We start from the raw sequence: 18151 nt of genomic DNA, 5'->3' as shown, positions 1-18151 counted from the left end.
CCATATGGCTTATGCGAAGTAAACTATTGCAGTAATAACACTGTCAGGTGAAAGATTATTCAGTTTCAACCCTGTTATTCTTGGCAGGTTGTTTAAGGATAAATATTAATGATGCAACCTTGAGTACTTCAGAAAACACAAACAATGCAAGGTTGAGCGGTATAACGCTCATTCCCAGACCTACAACGATCAAAGGGAACAGAGTCACTGAGCAACTCATAGTGAGGACGCGCAGTACCTCCTGTACAAGGGCAAACCGCACGGCATAGCGATGATGGGTAAAATAAAACCCGGCAGAAAATAATAATGAAACAGGCCACAGGATATAAACGACGTAAAAGACACCCGTCAATAAACCATTTACTCCACCAGCTATCATCATAAAGATAATGACGCCAAGATTACCACCGCTAGAATCCCACCATGACTCAAGCAAACGAAATGGCCCAACCGAATAAAAAACAACTCCGATGACATCCATTACGCCCCAAAAATAGAAAATATTATCTTTTGCGTTTGCTTTCACTGAGTGCCTCATTGGAACGGTTCTGGCGGTCATTTACCACCATGCTCATTAACTGATTTTATTTTTAATAATATATTAAATGTATTTTAAACGGTTTTTTTTCGCTTACTTATAATTATTCAGTAAATATATTTTTAAAGTTCCTGAGAGTATGAATAAAATTAACCCAAACATTCGCGTTCCCAAAAACCGCCACTAATAGTGGGAAGAAACAAACAGAGCAACGAAATCATATCAGCCGGAAAACTTCTTGAAACAGCGCCAACTTTACGGCATAACATCCGATACTATCGGTATTCTCCCGTGTCGTATTGAGTTCATATAGTAGAGCACGATAGCAAGAACATCCATTTCACTTCAGAAATAGAAAATCTTATCCTTTAGCGTCATATCCGATTTACGACTTATTTTACTGGCGTTGGCGGCCATTTACCACCATGTTGGATAAGAGCATCTTTTATTTTATTAAGATTTTTGTATACCTTACTGTCCTTTTCAGCACTATCCAGCTCAAGTTGTAATTGATTCCCCATCGTCCAGCCACTATCAGCTTTTATTTCTGGGTTAGCTCCACGCTCTAGTAAAAAAAGAACATGATCGTAGGCGCTATAATCAAGAGCATCTATCAGCAACGTTTTTCCTAATGAGTCAGTAACATCTATGTTGCTTCCTTTATCAAGCATCGCTTGCAGCGTTTCAATATTTTTGGCTTCAATAGTTTGAAATATTATAGGCTCACCAAAGGTTTTATCTTTTGCATTGGGCGATAACCCTCCATCAAGCATTGCCTTTATCCAGACATTACTATCGGCCTTCAACACAAACTGAGCCGGACTACTCCCTCCGTTTGGTCTAGGCTGCAGGGGGTCTGCACCAGCCTTGACTAAAACAGTAATAATCTTTAAGTGTTCCGTTGTTTTTTTATCATTTATGGAATTCATAACAGCCCAAAATAACAACGTCATGTCTTCTTTGCCGGGTTTGTTTAAGTCTGTCTCTGGGGCTAATTTCAGCACATCATCAATATTACCATTTTCTATGGCACGTGCTAACGTGAGCTGTTGACCACTAAAATAATTATCAGGTTTTAAATCCATATTTTGTTTACACCCCTGAACCATTAACATTAAACAAAGCGCTATCCAGCCAGTTAAAAGTGATTTCACACTCGGCTCCTAATAACAGAAATATCCTCATCCTTTTGTTGTTCTATGCAATCTATTGTCTGTCCGATTCCATGACGATCAAGTGCACTTCCGGTCCCACCAGGTAGAGTATGTACTATACCTGCAGCATTAGGCATAATTGCGGAAATCTCCTCTTTGGCAACCAGTGCGGGTAAATGTCCCTTCACCATTTTATAATCCTCCCAAAGATTAACTTCCTGAACATTAGTGAGTAGCTCACCTTCAACGCGATAAGCTTGAATATTTTCCGCATGACCTACTAATTTTGCGCCATATTGTTGAACCGTCTTTGAATGCAAACCTGCCGCATTAAATGTCCACCCCGCCTGACCGCTTGCTACAGAGGTAGCAGAGGCTAACCCTCCTCCAAGGGAATGACCTGCGATGTCTATTTTTTGACCCGCCCTATAAATTTGCTTCCCTATTTGAACGGCCTTTCTGTAATAATCAGACTCCATCCCTAATCCCTGCGCAGCATTATTCTTCCAGTCAGACATATTTTTCATAGGAAAAAACTCAGGCTCCCTCGACCCTCTAAAAACTAACGTTGGGTTCATGTCTTTACCAAAAACGTTGGGATCAGGTTGATAAACGCGTGAAAGGAAATCAGGTGAATTGGCATTGTCATAAAGCATGTCGCTTTTGAGACCGAGCTTATTCAGCATCGGAGCATCATTACTAATATCTGTCCACCCTTCCGGCACACCCGGCGTGGCTTCCAGCGGGTTCACGGTCTTATACACATTCTCCGCAAGCTTCGCTTTCTCCACCGCAATGTTGTTCGCCGCCAGACGGTTAGCCGCGATCTGTGCATCGGGATATAAGCTATTGCTGCCCTTCGCAATCAGATCTTTACGCGCCTGCCAGCGTTCGGCTTTGGTCATCTCCTGAAGCTGCGCTGCATAGGTTTTGCTATCTTTGCCCGGGGTTGGCTCGTCCGGTATCTGCGCGGCTTTGGATTTCACCACCTGCTTCGGCATAACCGTTGGCGCAGGGCGAGAACCATAGGTTCTCACCATAGCTTCATAACGGTCGACAATCGTACTTACCGGGTACCAGCCCAGCCCCGTGAGCGAGGCCGCCTGCAGACGCCCCTTCTCATTGATGTAAAATATTTCCGTTACCGACGACCAGCTGCGAAAACTCTCGTCAATCGCAACGATCCTGCCCATGTCGAGATCCTGCACAATCAGCTTACGCGTATCGCGTCCGGACTGATAAGGATTCGCTCCGGTGATGGCATGCAGCAAATCGTAGCGCGTGAACAGCGAGCGCAGCGAATTGTCAGGAACCGACATAATCCACTGCCCGGCGACGGACGGGCGGATAATTTTCGCAAAAAGCGCTGGCGAAACATTCTCGCTGAAAAGATAGACAAATTTGAGGTTATACATTCGCTCCGTCCTGTTCCCCGTCCCTGCTTATCTTGCTTATGGGTTAACCAGCCAGGTGCCCGGCTTAGAAATATCCAGCGTCTGGCTACGCGTTCTGCCGTTGCCCTGCAGCTCAATCCGAGCCTCGCCCGCTGGCAGCTTGAGCGACACATAGCCATTATTCGCCGGACGCAGCGCGTTGGGTTCGCCATTGACTTTCAGCGTCTCGCCGTCGAGGACGCGGACGTAGACCAGCGCAATCGGGCTGGCATCGACAGGCGGTGGCGTCGGCTGCGAAGCCGTGGCAGGCGCTTCAGCCGGTGCCGCTTCCGGTTTTGCTTCCGGAGTTTGCACGACCGTTTCAGCCGGACGGCTCTCGGCAGGGGCCTGCGCAGCCTGCTCTGGCGCGTCATGGTCGCTACCGCTGAACAGCATAGCGCCCGCAACAACCCCTACCAGTACGCCTGCGGCAACCATCGCCGGGATCTTGTAGCGACGCCAGTCAAGCGCTGACGCAGATTCTTCTTCTTCCACCGGAACCAGCATTGTGCCCGGTTTTTTCGCCACTAAAACATCGTCGATACCCGCTACGGGCATATCGATCAGCGCAGCGAATTCATCGATGGACTGTGGTCGGTCTTCCATACGCAGCGCCAGCGCGCGGTCGATGGCCTGCAGCAGTGGGATGGAATATCCCTGCGGCATCAGCTCCACCAGCGGTTTGCAGGTGTCCTGAATCGAACGCACCACGCTGACCGGCGGCGGTGAGCCGACAATCAGGGTGCGCAGCACGGCGCCCAGGGCGTAAATATCCGTCCACGGCCCCTGCTCGCTTTCGTTGTCGTCGGTGTACTGTTCGATAGGCGCAAAGCCCGGGCGCAGCATCGTTTCCGTCTCGTCCGAGAGATTCCCGATGGTACGACGTGCAGATCCAAAATCAAGCAGCACCGGCAGACCGTTATCCTGGATTTGAATGTTATCCAGCGAAATATCGCGGTGCAGATATCCCTCGTCATGGATCGTTTTAATGGCGCCGAACAGCATCGGCAGCATACGGCGGATCCAGGTCTCGTTAATGGTTTCCGGCTTTTGTTCGCGCAGGCGTGACAGCGTGGTGCCGCTGTAGAACAGCGTGCCCATATAGGCCGTATCGTTTTGCACCCAGAAACGTAGCACGTGCAGCAGGTTCGGATGATTAAAGCGAGCCAACAGGCGGGCTTCCTGAATAAAGCTGTTCAGGCCGGCTGAAAACGCTTTGCCGAAACGTTCGCTGCGCAATACCAGCGTCATGTCGTCACCGCGAACGGCCAGCGAGGAAGGCATAAATTCTTTGATAGCGATAGTGCGTTCGAGCTGGTGATCCCAGGCACGATAAACGATGCCAAATCCACCGCCGCCAATCACCTCTTTAATTTCAAACTCGTTGAAGCGATACCCGACCGGGAGCGCGTTTGGGACAGTCCGATTGTTATCATTATCCGTCATCTTTTACAGTTCTCTTGATGATTATTACGCGGCAAACTGACAGTGAAACTCGCCCTGCTCGCAGGTAACGCGCAGACGTCGGTACTGCTCGTCGCTGCGGCTGGCGGTAAGTAATATCTGGCTCATTTGAGGCAGTAAGGTGTTCGTCAGGATTGCATCCACCATACGTCCGCCTGATTCCACCTCGGTACAGCGCTGTACAATCTGTTCTACAACGCTGTCGTCAAACTCGGAAATAATATTGTGATTCTCTTCCAGACGACGCTGAATGCGCTTCAGCTGGAGGCGAACAATCATCCCCAGCATCTCGTCGCTCAGCGGATAATACGGCACCACCAGCAGACGGCCCAACAGCGCAGGCGGGAATACCTGCAGCAACGGCTGGCGCAGCGCGCCGCTCAGCGCCTCCGGCTCGGGCATCAGCTCGGGATCGGCGCACATTGCGCTAATCAGGTCGGTTCCGACGTTAGACGTCAGGATGATAATGGTATTCCGAAAATCAATGTGTCTACCTTCGCCATCCTCCATCCAGCCTTTGTCAAAGACCTGGAAGAAGATCTCGTGCACGTCAGGGTGCGCTTTCTCAATTTCGTCCAGCAGCACGACGCTGTAAGGACGGCGGCGAACGGCCTCGGTTAACACGCCGCCTTCACCATAACCGACGTATCCCGGCGGCGCACCTTTTAAGGTCGAAACGGTATGTGCTTCCTGAAATTCACTCATGTTGATGGTGATGACGTTCTGCTCGCCGCCGTACAGCGACTCCGCCAGCGCCAGCGCGGTTTCGGTTTTCCCCACCCCGGACGGCCCGCACAGCATAAACACGCCTACCGGTTTGTTGGGATCGTCGAGCTTCGCGCGCGCGGTTTTAACCCGGCGGGCGATCAGCTCCAGACCATGTCGCTGGCCGATGACCCGCTGGTTGAGCGTGTCGGCGAGATTCAGCACCGCGTCGATTTCGTTTTTCACCATTCGGCCAAGCGGGATGCCGGTCCAGTCAGAAACCACCGCCGCCACCACGTTTTCATCTACCGCCGCGAACAGCAGCGGTTCGTCGCCCTGTAAGGTCTTCAGCGCCTGCTGCTGCTCCGCCAGCTGGCTGCGCAGCTCAGCGGTATCTTCATCGCCTGCCGCAAAGAGCGCGGCACGCAGGCAGATAATCGCCTGCACAAGACTGCGTTCCTCCTCCCAGCGCTGGGCCAGCGCTTCGCGCGTCGACTCATACGCGTCGCGCTCCGTCTTTAACGTCGCAACGCGGGCAGGTTCGCCGGCACCGACGCGGGCTTCACGATCGGCAATCTCGATCTCAACGTCTAGCGCGGCCAGATGGCGCAGGCAATCTTCCAGCTGTGGCGGAGGAGCGCTCTGGCTAACGGCCACGCGAGCACAGGCGGTGTCCAGCAGGGCAACGGCTTTGTCTGGCAGCTGACGCGCAGGAATGTAACGATGCGACAGCTTCACCGCCGCGCTGACCGCTTCGTCAAGAAGCAACACCTTATGGTGCGTTTCCAGCGGCGACACGGTGCTGCGCAGCATCAGAATGGCTTTGGCTTCGTCAGGCTCGTGCACCTGCACCGTCTGGAAACGACGGGTCAGCGCCGGGTCCTTTTCGATGTATTTTTTGTATTCCGCCCAGGTGGTGGCCCCAATGGTACGCAGCTGTCCGCGAGCCAGCGCGGGCTTCAGCAGGTTTGCGGCGTCGCCGGTTCCCTGCTGACCGCCTGCACCGATCAGGGTATGGATCTCATCGATAAACAGAACGATCGGCGTGGCGCTGGACTGCACTTCGTTAATCAGGGACTGGAGACGGGCTTCAAATTCGCCCTTCATCCCAGCGCCAGCCTGCAGCATGCCGATATCCAGCAGCCACAGCTGAATATTTTGCAGCGGCTCCGGCACATCCCCCTCGGCGATACGCAGCGCCAGCCCTTCTACTACCGCCGTTTTCCCTACCCCGGCTTCACCGGTCAGCAGGGGGTTATTCTGGCGGCGGCGCATCAAAATATCGACCATCTGGCGGATCTCTTCATCACGCCCGACAACCGGGTCAATCTTGCCGTCACGTGCGCGAGCGGTCAGATCCTGGCCGTACTGGGCCAGCGTCCCCTGCGCAGCCGGGACCACACCCGCCGGGGCGTCAACCGCGACAGCGGCCTGCTGCGTCTCTTTGCTGTTGGCACAAATGGCATCGAACTGCTCGATCAGCACCTCGACGTTAAGACGGGTGAACTGCGCCGAGATGCTTTTCAGCACGTTAGCCAGATTCCAGGTTTTCAGCATGCCGATCAGCAGATGCCCGCCGCGAATACGGCTGACGCCAAACTTCAGCGATCCAAACACCCAGGCGCGCTCCACGGCGCTGTCGATATGTTCAGAAAGATCGGAAACGGAACTTGCCCCGCGCGGCAGGGCATCAAGTGCCGCAACAATATCGCGCGTCAGCTGCTGTTCATCGAGGGCAAAGTGGCGGATCACCTGCTGCAGATCGCCATCCTGCTGCTGCATGAGCTGATGCAGCCAGTGCACCAACTCAACGTAGGGGTTGCCCCGCAGCTTGCAGAACGCGGTGGCGCTTTCCAGAGAGGTAAATAACAGCGTATCCAGTTTGCCGAAAAGCACGGCACGGCTAATTTCTGACATGTTAGTTTCCATTAACAATGATTCGGTATACGTAAGGATTATCGCTCTGCGCGATACACCAAATCGCCACGGGGGACAGGCTGGGGCTGAAGGCCCAGCCAGGTGTTGTAGCCTAATCGTCCGGCGCCTCCAAGCGTCGCGCCCTGTACTGCATCGGCACGCAGAATCACCTTCGCGTCCCACTCAAACTCCACGCCTGCGTACTGGCGTACCCAGTCCCGCAGCTCGGTAACCCAGGCCTCTCCCGGCAGAAAGCGGTTGTACGCTTCCGCGCTCAGCGGGCCGATCTCGATGCGAAACTTGTGCTGCACGTCGCGGACCGCCACGCCAAGAAAGGCGGATTCGCCCATGCGCGGCAGGCGGCGGCCTTCTCCCAGCTGCGCCTGTTCGCGCGGCGAGAGCGGCATCCACTGCGGCACATTGGTGACCAGCTTCACCGGGGCTTTAAAATGGTTACGCAGGATCTTTTCCAGCCCTTCAGGGTCACGACCGTGACGGGTCAGGTGTCCGGCGTGGGTAAAGCGGGCGTGCGCGCTCAGGCTGCCCTTCTCCATCTGCCCCGGCTGCCCCATACCAATCAGCGAGGCCAGATAGGCCTCGAACCGCTTGTTGTCGGCGCGATCGAGGGAAACCACAGGCTGCGCATCCGCCCAGGCGCGGTAAAACAGCAGCGTCAGGCGGTGGTGAAACAGATCGGCAAATGCGCTCAGGCTGGTGTCCTGATGATGGTGAATACGCTCGCGGGCGTATTCCGTCATGTGCACCGGCAGCGGGCCGTTAGGGCCAAACAGACCGAAGCTGAGGATAGACACGTCATGCAGCCCGCTCTCTTCGCGCTGACGCACCTGCGCCAGCGTCGAGGGCGCAAAACTCATCGACGGCTGCTGGCCGATGCGTAACGGCTCAAATTTTGGCAGCGGCGCGCGCCCCAGCGGGTAGCGCTCCCCGCCCTGGGCATCGATACGCCTCAACAGCTGAAACAGATCGTAGCGCCACGGCGTCTCGCGAACGCCGAGCCAGAACGTATCCGGCAGCGGCGTCAGGCGATGAACGCGCAGCGGAGCGGCGGCGACGTCACTCATAGCAGCGCCCTTTTGCCCATGCGCGGGGCCCAATAGCCGATCTCACCGCGCTGTTGGCTCTTGAGGGTGAACTCGGTGAAGCTGTTGATCGACACCAGTCGTGCAAACAGGCGTTCCAGCACGCTGCCAAAAAGCCAGGGGCTGGCACCGGAAAACGCTCGCTCATCCACCGTCAGGGTAATGCCGATCCCGCGGGCGAAGACCACAGGCCCCGGCTCCGGCACACGGCGATGAACCGGCTCCAGCACGCAGTGGCGAACCCCTTCCACCTGGCGTGCAATCGGCGTTTCTGCCAGGTTGGCATACAGCCCTAGCAGCTGGCGCAGCGCGGCGGCGCCCTCTTCATTTTCGCTGTCCATCAGGCTGAGGTAGTTCATCTGCAGCTGGCTGATCAGCCGCCAGGTGCTGAACCCTTCCGCCAGCGCCGGGCGCGGCGGCGTCGGACCTTTGCGCAGGGTGAGTGATTTCACCGGCATGGAGTCGGCCATAATGAACTGCCCAAGCTCCTGCTGCAGCATCAGCGGCAGGTCACGGCTGGTGCACAGCACCTCGGCAGAGATGTAGCGCAGGTTTTCCTGCCAGGGCGCATGCTGGGCATCCACCAGCGAAACAAAAGCTTCCGAGCCGACATAGCCGGTGCGGGTGCCGTAGCGCAATGCATGTTCGGAAAGGACGCGCTGCTCGCGACGCAGAGAGAAATAGGCCCCGTAGTTGCCCGCATCGCCGCTCCAGGTGCTCCAGAACGGACGAAACGTTTGGTCGTCACGCTGGCCATCGGCACTGCCGTAAATCTTGTTTACTGCGTAAATTTCATAATCCAGCGGGCGGATGTTATCCACCACCAGATGGTATTCGTGCTGGCCTTCGCTCAGCTTCTGGCGCGCGGCCACTTTGGGAAAGAGGTTGATGACCGGCGTGCAGTGCAGCGCCATATGGCTGGCATCCACGACGCGCTCAAGCTGCTCATCGGTTTTATCCAACAGAATAAAAATATCGAAGGCTTTTTCGCTTTCGCAGCGCTGAATCAGCTTGCTCAGACCGCTCAGGCTGATAAAGCGAAAACGTGCCGGAAAGGCAAAATACTCTTGCAGCAGACGGTAGCCGTCAAAGTTACGCAGATCGTCCGGGAGCAGCGCCTGATCCGGTTCGAATCCTTCCTGTCGCAACGCATCAGACGCCAGTACCTCACGCTGCGGCTGCTGGCTGACGGTCTGACACACAATCCCGACGTGGTGCTCCATCACCAGTTCCAGCAATTTCAGCGCCTCAATGTCCGGGCCGCTGAGGAAAAACGCCAGCCGGTCAAAGTTAAGGTGCCCGAGGTTTTGCGGACCGTCGCAGGCAATGCGGATGCGTAAGGCGCTTCTGACGCCGCGCTGGCTCAGCCCAGGCTGCGTCAGCGGCAGATCGGCAGGCACACCGCCCAGCTCGACCTTCTCAATTTTCAGCGGCAGCAGGTTAACCTCGTGCGCGGTGGTGTAGCTGCAGGTCACACCGGTCTTCTTCAGCGCCAGGCTGTCCATCATGGTGCCGCGCGGCACGATAAACCCGTTGCTCAGGTCGCCACGGCTGCTGTCGGGCTGAATTTCAGCAATCGCCATGGACGGCGTTGGCGCGAGATAGTTAGGCGCAATCATCTCCAGCAAACGCTGGGAGAAACGCGGAAATTCCGCATCCATTTTCATCTGCACGCGGGAGGTCAGAAAGGCGAAACCTTCCATCAGGCGTTCGGTGTACGGGTCCGCCACTTCGATACCGCGCATGCCCAACCGTCCGGCGACCTTTGGGTAGCGCTCGGCAAATTCGGCCCCCATTTCACGCAGATAGGCCAGCTCACGGTTGTAATATTCAAGCAGTTTACTTTCCACGATCACCCCGCATCTTTTAATTCAAAATGGCCGTTTTCCAGATCGACATCGGTGCGAAACAGAAACTCCAGCGGGTACGGCACACACCACAAACGTCCTTTTATCTCGATGGACAGCACGTTGTGCAGATCCAGCGACGAGGTGTCAGACACGCAGCGAACCTGCAGCCCCTGCGGTAAAATCCGTGGTTCAAAGTTAATGATGGCTTCAGTCAGCTTGCGCTGAATGTCGTGCCACTCGATATCCGACATCCGCTTGCCGGCCAGCGGCGCAACGCCAAAATTGATCACCGAACGGTTCACGTGCGGCAGCGCGCTTAAATCGCCGGATGCGTCATGATTGATGGTGTTAAATAACCACTGCAAATCCCGCAACACGTTGCGACGCAGCGCGGCGTGGGTCATCAGATTGCTGTTGACCGACTCGCGTTTTTTTTCCGGGTCGTTATCGGTGAGGCGATCCAGCAGCGAAGGCTGCATTTTATCGCGCGCGCCGACTTTCTCCTGCCGGCTGCGGGCCTGCCAGCCGCTGCGCAGCAGATCGCCTTCGCCAGCAGAATTACTCATCGGCTCCATCCGTAACAAACGTGACCAGGCTCAGAGAAAGCAGCGGGCTTTCGCTTTGCTCGCTGAGCCAGGCCTTCTGCCCGATCCCTTCGTACAGCGTGCCGTCGCCGTCCAGCGGCAGCCATTCGGTCATACGCCCGAGCTTGACGGCATCTGACGCATCGGCCGCAAAAGGATAACGCGCCGGGATCTGACAAACCTGCTCGGTGCCGTCGCTAAGACGAACAAGCGCGTGGCGCCAGACCAAATCGGTCACGCTGGCGGGAGCCTGGAAGCGGATCTCTTCTATGGCGTTAAACGGCAGCCAAAAATAACGGCCGTTGACGAGGGTTTCGCAGACCGGTCCAAGCCGGGCGTCGCCGTCCATGAGCCATTCAAAAGTCTGCGTCTGGTCATTTTCATCCACCAGCTGGCCAGCACTGGCCGCCGCGTGCTCCAGCGCCGTCAGGCGCAGCGCCTGCGCGCGCGCTCCGTTTTCGTTGAGGGCAGCAGCCAGCGCGGTCAGCCACGGCCACTGCGTTTCCGGCATGGAAGGACGAGCCTCTCCGGCCATGACCTTCGCACGCTGCAGTTCACCCTGAATGGACTGCTCCAGCAGGGTAACGGTCGGTTTCGCCTGTGGCTTCAGCGCCAGCCAGCTTTTAAGCTGGGTCAGCGCCCGCGTCCAGTTGCCGCTGAGGATCAGAAATTGTACGAATGCGGCGCGGAGATCGGCATCTGCCGGACGGGCTTTGATGTCGGTTTCAATTCGCACCAGCGCGTCGCCGATCGATTCACCCGCCAGATGTTGATAGAGCGTATTCATAGCCATTCCTTAGTTTGCCGCACGCCAGACGCCGACTGCCGGATCGCGCAGCTGCGGGCGCAGGGTATCAATCAGGACGATATTCAGCGGGGTGCCTGGCACAACCCAGGCACTCCAGATTTTTTTCACCGCAGCAATACGCGCCTGCAGTTTTGCATCGTCGCTGGCGATCTCGCGAGAAATCTCCACGGCTACCGTGCCGTTGCTTTTCCAGCCGTTGAGCGCGCTGTCGTAAGGCAGAATCATCCAGCTCTGGTCACTGTTCTGGGTGCTGAAGACCATGCGCTCTTTGTTGACGGAGGTGATCAGCGCGTTTTCCGGATCGGCGCTTTGATTCAGTCCCATCACCGGGAAGCCGTGAATATAGGTCACAGGTATCTCTTTCTGCCCGCCGGCGCGGGACTGAGAAATGACCGTGTGACCGCTCAACCAGCTTCCATTGCCGCAACGCGTCGTATCGGTATCCGGGATGAACAGCGCAGGCGCGGAAGACCCACCTTCCCAGAAGGTGCGCAGGTGACAACCGTCCTGAAGCGTGAACTCCTGCCACGGTGAGCGGTCTGCCGTGACGCTGTGCGATTCGGCGTTCTGATCGGGCGGCACTAATGCGCCGCTGGCGGGCGTGAGGGCTGGCGCTGCCTGCTGCTGTTTCACCACCAACGCCCATTCCTGCGCTTTGGCTGCCGTGCCCTGAGCCAGCGTAACGCCCTCTGGATCGTTTAGCGTCCAGCTGAGCTTATTCACCTTGCTGCACTGATGCTCCAGCAGCGAGCCGAGACGCGGAACGAAGTTTTCCAGCACCGACACGTCTTTATTGCCGTTCGCCACGATGCGCAGGGCAATCTCTGACTTACACCAGCTCTGCGGGGTGTTGTCTTTGATGTTATCAATCCAGATATCCAGCTTCTGCGCAGGCGACTGCACGATGCGGAAGTTTTCAGCCTGAGCGGTGGACGCCGCCACCATAAGTGCTAAACCCGATAGCCAAAGTTTCATATCAGTCCTTGTGTGTCTAATCAGTTCCGCAGGGAAGAAATTGCGCTGCGTCAGAAAGCGTGTGCAGCAAAGTGGTGTCCTGAGGGTTGCCCATCCATACCGCCAGGGCAGTATAGTTATCCTGAGCATTTCCCTCCTGCTCGCCATTCTTTTGAATGATTTGGTTCATTAAGGTCAGCCACTCTTGTGGCGTATTGACCATGTGCAGCGACTGTTTCATTTGCTCTTCACTGACGCCGTGCCAGAAGCCGTCCGTGCAGAGTAAAAATGCATCGCCATCTTCCACCTGCACCACGTCGCTGTAGCTTGCTTCCGGGCCGCCGTTTTCGATCCCCAGCGCCAGATAAAGCAGGTTGCTGTTCAGGTTCTCGGTCTGGTGCCCGGCATCTTTCATCTGCTGCACCAGGCTGTGGTCGGTCGTAACATGCCACAGCCAGCCGCGACGAAACAGATACAGGCGGCTGTCCCCGGCATGCGCCCAGTAGGCCAGACGGTAATCTCTGTCGATGAACAGGCTCACAAGCGTGGTGCCCATTCGGCGATAGTCCTGCACGGCCTGCTGTTCGCTGAGGATGGTGCGATTCGCCGTCTGAACATAGTCGCGGATATGCTGCGCGTTAAGATGACTGTCGCCATCAAAGCGGGAGATGATGCTGTTGCGGGCCAGCTCGGCCGCGACCTCGCCGCCCGGCAGGCCAGCGATGCCGTCACAGACGACAAAGCAGGCTGAACGTTCCCCAATGGTTTCTCCCGTCTGATCCTGGTTGCTGGCGCGCGTCCCCTGGCGGGAGAGAGAAGCCGTTGCGATATTCATTTGTCTTCCGATCCGCTCTGTGAGTCTTTGTACTGATTGACCTCCATGTCATAGGCATGAAGGAAGGCTTCGCCAAACAGGGTGTGGAAGTCATCCTCAATCTCGCCAGCCGTCTCGCCGTAGCTGCGGACAAAATAGTCCCACAGCGCGGCTTTGCGGCTCCCCGGCAGCGCCAAACGGGAGGTCATTCCGTTCTGCTTCGCCTGCTCTTCCAGCTGTTCCGGATTAAAGGATTGCAGCATCGCGGCGATAATGGCGCGAATACCAGAGATCATCCCCAGCTGATGCGCCTGCAGATCGATCAGCGCGTCACGCACCGATTTGGTCGGTGGCATAAAGCCCGGCATCGGCGTGCCGAACATCTGAATCAGTACCGTTTTCCCGGTTGGCAGGAGCTTGAACGGGTTGTTGGCATCGTCGAGCACCATGGTCATGTCGGCTTTTACGCCGCGCTTGAGGATCGAGCGCGAGGAGAGCAGCGCCACGGTGCCCTGCGAGAACATGCCAAGGATCTGCCCGAGCTGACGCATGTTTTCACGGTCAAACTGCGGCACTGGCTGCATTTCGCTCAGGCCCATGCCTTCAAGCAGCGCTTCCAGCAGTTCGCCCTGCAGCACTTCGCCCTTCTCTCCGCTGTGCGCTGAGGAGGTGGACGTCGCGTTCTTTACCGGGTCGATCCGCAAACGGCCTTTGGGGGTTTGCGCATTGCTGCGCGCTACGGCCTGCGGCGTAGGCATGGTGAAGCCTGCATAGTCCGGCCGCGCAGGTTGTTCGTCCTCAACGCGGGGTTCTCCCTGTGGCTCGGGCGCAAAGAGCGGAGAGTCGGCAAGGATACCCTCTTCCGGCTCTGGCGTGGGTTCAGGGGCTGGGGCTGACGCTGACGTGTCGGCGAGGATGTCATCCGGATGGGTTAGCGGCGCGCCGCCCATCAGGCCAAGCGGGTCATCATTGCGTGCGGCAGGCGCGCTGGCGGAACCGCCAAACAGCGCCAGCGGATCGAGTTCATCCGCCGCCCCTTCTTTTGGCTGCACGGGCTGACTCTCTACCGGCGGCACCAGCGTTGAAGGGGTTACGTCATCAAAGATGCTCTCTTTGTTGAACAGCGCTTCATCGGTGAATAAGGTGTCCGGATCGACGTTCTTGCGCTCCAGCGTCGGCTCGCTGTCGCTGAACAACGCCAGCGGATCTTCTGCGTTACGCTCCGGCGCAAAGGGCTGAGAGAATGGATCGTGCGACGCGGCGGGCTGCGGTTTCACCCGGTTGCTGGAGATGCTGTCGGAAATAGAAAACTCCTGCATCAGGCTGTCCCAGATTTCCGTTGGCACGGCGGTCGGTTCAGACTTCCCGCGCGGCGCGGCGCTCGTCGGCTTCGGTTCTACGGCAGGCGCCGGTGTCGGTGCCACTGTCGGGCGCGCCTGCTGTTGCATGCTGGCCGCCATACGGCTGACCGGCTGCGTGTCGTGGATGAGTTCGGTCACTTCGATGCGGTAATCATCGATGCCAAGAATATCCCCGTCCTGCAGCTCAACCTGACGCCCTCGCTCCAGCGGTATATCGTTCAATACCACGCGGGTGACGCTACCACGGTTCGTGACGCGACATTCGCCCTGAGCGTCAACGTGAACAATGGCCTGCAAACGCGAGATGGTGCGGTCGTTGTCCGGCAGTACCAGATTGTTATCCGTACCGCGCCCAATGGTGCCCCCGGGGGCATAAAAATCACAGCTGCTCTGAGGCGGCTGATGACCGGGTTTCGTAGAAATAATCGTGAATCGCATGGCGTATTCCTGCTGGTATGATTAGCGCTCAAACGCTGCCGCTCTCGGGGCGAGAACGGCGGCGTTTGAGAAGTGAATATTGAAACTATTTAATGAAGGTTATAAAATATAATCCAACAATGAGCCATAGAGTAAATATTAACGCCTGTAATTTATAACGACGATGTAACTTTAGTATCCAACCAATTGTTTCTTCCGGTAATGACTGTACGTATTTATAAGCGTCTTCCTGCACAAACCTTTCATGAGTAAACTTCATTCTGACGCCTTTATAAAGGCGAACAAACCAGATTATTTTTTGATAATTAGCCAGTGAACCAAAAAAAGAAGAATAATTTGTCACGAGATCCAGATCGTAACCTTTGCGCCTGTAGTCTGAGAGTAACTCATTATAATCAACCTCGTGCTTTTTAAAATAACGATTACTGAAGAGATCCATTATTACAATAATCAAAAACAAAACAACAATAAGAAGCAATAATAAACAGTCCATTTTCACCCTAAATTAATCCCACGGTTGCTGACGCTGCATTCGTCCTGAGCATCATCGCGAACAGTGATCTACAAAGGCAAGATGGTGCAGTCATTTTTCTTTAACACCAGATGCGGTGCCCGGGGAATATAACTAGCATCTGCTTCACAGCAGCCGATATGATCACCCCTCAAACGCTGCCGCACTCGGAGCGAGAACGACAGCGTTTGAGGGGTAACACATTCTATTCGGTCTGTGTGATCTTAAATTGGCCCGAAGAGTTTTCTTCCAGTGTGAATCGCGCGGCATAACGAACAGAATTGTTTTTACCCGACACTTTCAGTGCTACATCATATTCCCCGGTTTGCCACGCGATACCACGCCACTGGTGGCAATGCTGAGCATTTAACGTGACCGCAGGGCTATACGTTGACGGTGGCGATATTGTTTTCCATTCATTTCCTGCTCTTTTCATAATGGTGGGTGAATGACTGGTGATCGGTGCTTCTAACCCGGAATTAGCAGGGATAGCAAAGCAAGGTTCATTGTTTTTAAGCGTAACCGAAAGCGACTGATATTGTGCTGTATGAGACACACAGGCACTCGCCATTACCGTGACCATCAACACACCGAATAAATGTTTCATAACCATACCCGCCGATCTTTAGGGTTTTTGAAATACAGAGATAACACCTGTTGATATTTATCCTTGAGATCCGGTCCGATAATCCCCTCAACCCCGGCAATGTTTTGGAAATCACCCAAGCCGTAATTAATCAGATAATAATAATCTGAAATGATAGAAGCCTGCTGTTCCATACCAAAATCCGACAATTTTTTATCCGGGGGTAACGAGTAATTGTAACTGGCTGCCCAACTGAATACGCCTCGGGTTCGAACATTCATTCCAACCTGATGCTGCAGCACATGCACCATCTCGTGAATAAACCAGTGTTTATATCGCGGAACCTCTGTCGAGAAGTCGTCCCGATAATGCGGCTCACGAAAATAGAGTTCGCCATTGGGTGTCATCGCGACATTGTTTGATTGCATATCAAAAGGCAAATAGCTTTTATTATGCACTTTAACTTCTGAATATTTTATTGCGTCACCAAAAACTGAGCGTGCCAATGCTATTTCGCCAATGGTGAGAGGACGGGCGCCTCCTTCCTGTAAACTTGCCATGTTATCTTCCTTCCCGGTTGATAATGACCGGGGAAAACTCCCCGGTCACATATGCAATTACGCTTCTTTGTTTTCTTTGATATTCCAGCCAGCGCTGCTTTCAGCACCTTTACCACCGGCAGTGGTCTGCTCCCAGTACTGCTGTTTCACTTTCGCAGCCTGGAATGCGTAGGTCACACCGACCGTATCACCGTTGTCGGCACCGGTATACTGAACAGAAGTCACCAGCACATCTTCCAGCGTGATACGGGAATATTCCACCTGCTGGCCGCCCGCTTTACAAACGGACAGTTCAACTTTGGTCAGGTGTTTACCGCTCGCGCAATGCTTAAGGATTGCTGTTGCAGATTTGTCGATCAGAGCATTAACGTGCAGATCGTTAAAGTTAACCTTACCGGCACCGCCGCCACCGCCAACGCTCATATTACCTGGCTGGGAAGCGCCCCAGGAGAAGGAGGTAATATCAGTCCAGCCGGTGTGATTAGAATCTTTAGATTCGCCCGTAACACCCTCGACCTTCAGGAACATATCAATAGCCATAATATCTACTCTTCGTGGATGAACATTATTGCTTTCGAAAAAGCACTTATATGGCAAACAGGAAAGCATGGGGCTGAATAAAACCGTCCATATTTTACCTCTGCCTCATATCAAATGACCCGAGTCATTTGACAGTCTTACATTCCCCCTAATAAATGGAAAGAATGTGAAGTTTTTTACTACTGCGGGTTATCCTGAATCCAGATACGGTCAGGATCGCCAATGATGAGCTGAGGAACCAATTTATTCAGTTCGTCGCTATGATAAAGACGTAAACAGTTTAAGGTTACGCCTTTGACATCGGGTTTTCGCTCTGAATGAAAGCCGTTAATTTGATTTTTATATTTTCCAATGAGAGCGTCCACTTTACCAGTGCCATTTTCGGCATCAAAAGGTATCCACTCAATAAATGCACTCGCACTGCGGGCCGCATCAGCAGAAAATTGGCTGCCTTTATCTGCCACCTGCGCAAGGCAACGCGCGAGAACGAAATCTTTTAAAACCTGCCGATATGTTTGCTGATGATAAAAATCAGGATAGTTATTTCCGGCACGCACATAAAAAGTCATAAATGCGAGAAAAAAACAGAAATGTTTCACCTTATATCCTTTGCCATATGCTCAATAGTGCATCTGCCAGTGTGAAGCACTAACTTTTCTCTTTCCATTTCTCTGCGACAACGTATATCCCTATCGCTAATACATTAAGTCCAGCACATAAGAACCCATGCATTGCGATCCGGGGGATATCTTTCGGCCAGTCAAAGATAAACAGATAGTAGCCGGATACCGTCACGCACAGCATGAATGAAATAATTAACAACGTATAAATCGT

Annotated in this window: 16 protein-coding genes; all 16 read right to left on the bottom strand. The window is 54.5% G+C overall.

What is annotated here, in order from left to right; all coding sequences use genetic code 11:
• Positions 1 to 55 precede the first annotated feature (55 nt).
• The 16 genes from V5P19_RS03970 to V5P19_RS03895 all read right to left on the bottom strand — a co-directional run bounded on the left by V5P19_RS03970 (position 56) and on the right by V5P19_RS03895 (position 17916).
• Positions 56 to 559: a hypothetical protein gene (locus V5P19_RS03970; RefSeq protein ID WP_334400330.1), complete on the bottom strand. Its 504-nt coding sequence runs from the start codon at positions 557 to 559 to the stop codon at positions 56 to 58.
• A 371-nt stretch (positions 560 to 930) separates the two neighbouring features.
• A complete protein-coding gene (locus V5P19_RS03965) occupies positions 931 to 1692 on the bottom strand; it encodes an ankyrin repeat domain-containing protein (protein ID WP_334400328.1) in 762 nt (253 codons plus the stop codon).
• Positions 1689 to 3107, bottom strand: coding sequence for a phospholipase (locus tag V5P19_RS03960; protein ID WP_334400326.1), 1419 nt, complete (start codon positions 3105 to 3107; stop codon positions 1689 to 1691). Before V5P19_RS03960 ends, V5P19_RS03965 begins: the two co-directional genes overlap by 4 nt.
• A 36-nt stretch (positions 3108 to 3143) precedes the next feature.
• Positions 3144 to 4571: a serine/threonine-protein kinase gene (locus V5P19_RS03955; RefSeq protein WP_334400324.1), complete on the bottom strand. Its 1428-nt coding sequence runs from the start codon at positions 4569 to 4571 to the stop codon at positions 3144 to 3146.
• Positions 4572 to 4595: 24 nt separating this feature from the next.
• Positions 4596 to 7211 carry a type VI secretion system ATPase TssH gene (tssH, locus tag V5P19_RS03950; RefSeq protein WP_334400322.1) on the bottom strand — a complete coding sequence of 872 codons (2616 nt, stop codon included), beginning with the start codon at positions 7209 to 7211 and terminating at the stop codon, positions 4596 to 4598.
• A gap of 38 nt (positions 7212 to 7249) precedes the next feature.
• On the bottom strand, positions 7250 to 8293 hold the full coding sequence (tssG, locus tag V5P19_RS03945) for a type VI secretion system baseplate subunit TssG (protein ID WP_334400320.1): 1044 nt from the start codon (positions 8291 to 8293) through the stop codon (positions 7250 to 7252).
• Positions 8290 to 10161, bottom strand: coding sequence for a type VI secretion system baseplate subunit TssF (gene tssF, locus V5P19_RS03940; protein WP_334400318.1), 1872 nt, complete (start codon positions 10159 to 10161; stop codon positions 8290 to 8292). The genes tssG and tssF overlap by 4 nt, the downstream gene beginning before the upstream one ends.
• A 2-nt stretch (positions 10162 to 10163) precedes the next feature.
• Complete coding sequence (gene tssE, locus V5P19_RS03935; RefSeq protein WP_334400316.1) at positions 10164 to 10727, bottom strand: type VI secretion system baseplate subunit TssE; 564 nt, start codon at positions 10725 to 10727, stop codon at positions 10164 to 10166.
• A complete protein-coding gene (locus tag V5P19_RS03930; protein WP_334400314.1) occupies positions 10720 to 11532 on the bottom strand; it encodes a type VI secretion system accessory protein TagJ in 813 nt (270 codons plus the stop codon). The genes tssE and V5P19_RS03930 overlap by 8 nt, the downstream gene beginning before the upstream one ends.
• A gap of 9 nt (positions 11533 to 11541) precedes the next feature.
• Positions 11542 to 12528: a hypothetical protein gene (locus V5P19_RS03925; protein ID WP_334400312.1), complete on the bottom strand. Its 987-nt coding sequence runs from the start codon at positions 12526 to 12528 to the stop codon at positions 11542 to 11544.
• A 16-nt stretch (positions 12529 to 12544) separates the two neighbouring features.
• Complete coding sequence (locus V5P19_RS03920; RefSeq protein WP_334400310.1) at positions 12545 to 13342, bottom strand: protein phosphatase 2C domain-containing protein; 798 nt, start codon at positions 13340 to 13342, stop codon at positions 12545 to 12547.
• Entirely contained in the window at positions 13339 to 15120 is a 1782-nt protein-coding gene (gene tagH / locus V5P19_RS03915; protein ID WP_334400308.1) for a type VI secretion system-associated FHA domain protein TagH, read from the bottom strand. Before tagH ends, V5P19_RS03920 begins: the two co-directional genes overlap by 4 nt.
• A 716-nt stretch (positions 15121 to 15836) precedes the next feature.
• Positions 15837 to 16244 (bottom strand): putative T6SS immunity periplasmic lipoprotein, encoded by a 408-nt coding sequence (locus V5P19_RS03910; RefSeq protein WP_334400306.1) that lies wholly within the window; start codon positions 16242 to 16244, stop codon positions 15837 to 15839.
• A complete protein-coding gene (locus tag V5P19_RS03905; protein ID WP_334400304.1) occupies positions 16235 to 16777 on the bottom strand; it encodes a hypothetical protein in 543 nt (180 codons plus the stop codon). The genes V5P19_RS03910 and V5P19_RS03905 overlap by 10 nt, the downstream gene beginning before the upstream one ends.
• Before the next feature lie 57 nt (positions 16778 to 16834).
• On the bottom strand, positions 16835 to 17317 hold the full coding sequence (locus V5P19_RS03900; protein WP_334400302.1) for a type VI secretion system tube protein Hcp: 483 nt from the start codon (positions 17315 to 17317) through the stop codon (positions 16835 to 16837).
• A 179-nt stretch (positions 17318 to 17496) separates the two neighbouring features.
• Positions 17497 to 17916, bottom strand: coding sequence for a T6SS amidase immunity protein Tai4 family protein (locus V5P19_RS03895; RefSeq protein WP_334400300.1), 420 nt, complete (start codon positions 17914 to 17916; stop codon positions 17497 to 17499).
• Positions 17917 to 18151 lie beyond the last annotated feature (235 nt).

The sequence above is a fragment of the Enterobacter sp. UNJFSC 003 genome, assembly GCF_036903355.1.
GTDB lineage: Bacteria > Pseudomonadota > Gammaproteobacteria > Enterobacterales > Enterobacteriaceae > Enterobacter.
This window is presented reverse-complemented; position numbering and strand designations above follow the sequence as displayed.